This is a genomic window from Corallococcus terminator, from assembly GCF_003611635.1.
Taxonomy (GTDB): Bacteria; Myxococcota; Myxococcia; order Myxococcales; family Myxococcaceae; genus Corallococcus; species Corallococcus terminator.
The window spans coordinates 1-1,802 of sequence record NZ_RAVZ01000650.1; the positions used below are offsets into that span (position 1 = coordinate 1).

The 1,802-nt window shown below is 71.3% G+C and carries 1 protein-coding gene; it reads left to right on the forward strand.

Going from position 1 to position 1,802, the window contains the following annotated elements; translation table 11 throughout:
* A partial coding sequence (locus tag D7V88_RS41170) for a thioesterase domain-containing protein (RefSeq protein WP_147449138.1) occupies nucleotides 1-1,802 on the forward strand: 1,802 nt, incomplete at both ends.

Genomic DNA, 1,802 nt, shown 5'->3' on the forward strand with positions numbered 1-1,802 from the left:
CGGTGCCGCGCGTCCTTCGGGCCAGCCTCAACGCGCCGCTCAACTTCGACATCTCCGTGGGGCAACTCCTGCTGCTGCTGGACGGGCACAGCCTGTGCCTTGTGCGCGAGGAAGTGCGGCAGGAGCCGGAGCGGATGCTGGCGTGGATGGAGGAGCACCGCCTCGACGTGCTGGATTGCACGCCGTCGCAGCTCAAGTCCCTGCTGGAGGCGGGCTTGCTGGAGCGCGCCCACGTACCGGAGACGCTGCTCATCTGCGGTGAGGCAGTGGACGAAGCCACGTGGCGAGTCCTCTCCGCGACGAAGCGCACGCGGGCCTACAACCTGTACGGCCCCACCGAGGGCACGGTGTACGCGACGTGGTGGTGCATCCAGGACGCGACGCAGGTGGTGCCCGTCATTGGCCGGCCGCTCGTCAACATGGGGGCCTTCGTGCTCGACGCGAGCCTGCAGCCGGTGTCCGTGGGGGTGCCCGGAGAGCTCTTCATCTCCGGTGAGGGACTCGCACGCGGCTACCGCGCCCGGGCGGACCTCACGGCGGAGCGCTTCATCCCGCATCCGTTCAGCACGCAGCCTGGAGCACGGCTGTACCGCACGGGAGACCGGGCCCGCTGGCGGCAGGATGGGACGTTGGACTTCATGGGCCGGCTGGACTTCCAGGTGAAGCTGCGCGGCTACCGCATCGAGCTGGGTGAGATTGAAGCCGCCCTGCGTACGTCCCCGGGCCTCCGGGACGCGGTGGCCCTCGTCCGCGAGGACGTGCCGGGCCTGCCGCGCCTCGTGGCCTACGTGGCCCCCGCGGTGGACACCGCTCCTCTGCGAGGCCACCTGCTGCGCACCCTGCCCGACTACATGGTGCCGTCCGCCTTCGTCGCGCTGGCGGCCCTGCCGCTCAATGCCAACGGCAAGGTGGACCGCAAGGCCCTGCCCGCTCCCTCCACCGACGCCCCGTCGTCGGGCCCGCTGGTGGGACCGCGCGACGCGAACGAGGAACTGCTCGCGCGGCTCTGGGCCCAGACGTTGGGCCTGTCCGCCGTGGATGTGCGCACCAGCCTCTTCGAGCTGGGCGGCCATTCACTCCTCGCGGTGCGCCTGCTCGCGGCGGTGAACCGTGAGACGGGGCGCCGCCTCCCGCTGTCGGCGCTCTTCCAGGCCCCCAGCGTGGAGCAGTTCGCCCAACTCATGGCCGAGGCGGAGGACACGAAACCCTTCACGCCGTTGGTGCCCTTCGCGAAGCAAGGCCCGGGCACCGCCCCGCCCTTCTTCTGCGTCCACCCGGTGGGTGGCAACGTGCTCGCGTACGCGGAGCTGGCGCGACAGATGGGTCCAGAGCAGCCCTTCTACGGCCTCCAGGCCCGAGGCCTGGATGGCACGAGCGCCCCCGTGGGCACGGTGGAGGAGATGGCCACCGACTACGTGCGGGAGCTGCGCACGGTGCAGCCTTCCGGGCCCTACCACCTGGGCGGCTGGTCGCTGGGCGGCGTCATCGCGTACGAGATGGCGCACCAGCTCCGCGCGGCGGGCGAAGAGGTGGCGCTGCTCGCGCTCATCGACTCGTACGTCCCGGAGCCAGTGGCAGCGTCCGAGCAGGCGATGGATCGCACGCTTGCCGTGGGTCTGTTCGCGCAGGACTTGATGGGCGTGTCGCTGGCCGACCTGGCGCTGGACACGGCGGAGTTGGCGACGCTGGAGCCCGAAGCGGCGCTCACCCGGGTGCTGGAATCCGCGGTGCGTGCCGGAGCGCTCCCGTCCGGAGTGGACAGCGCGAACCCGCTCGCCCTCTTCCGCGTCTTCGAGGCCAAC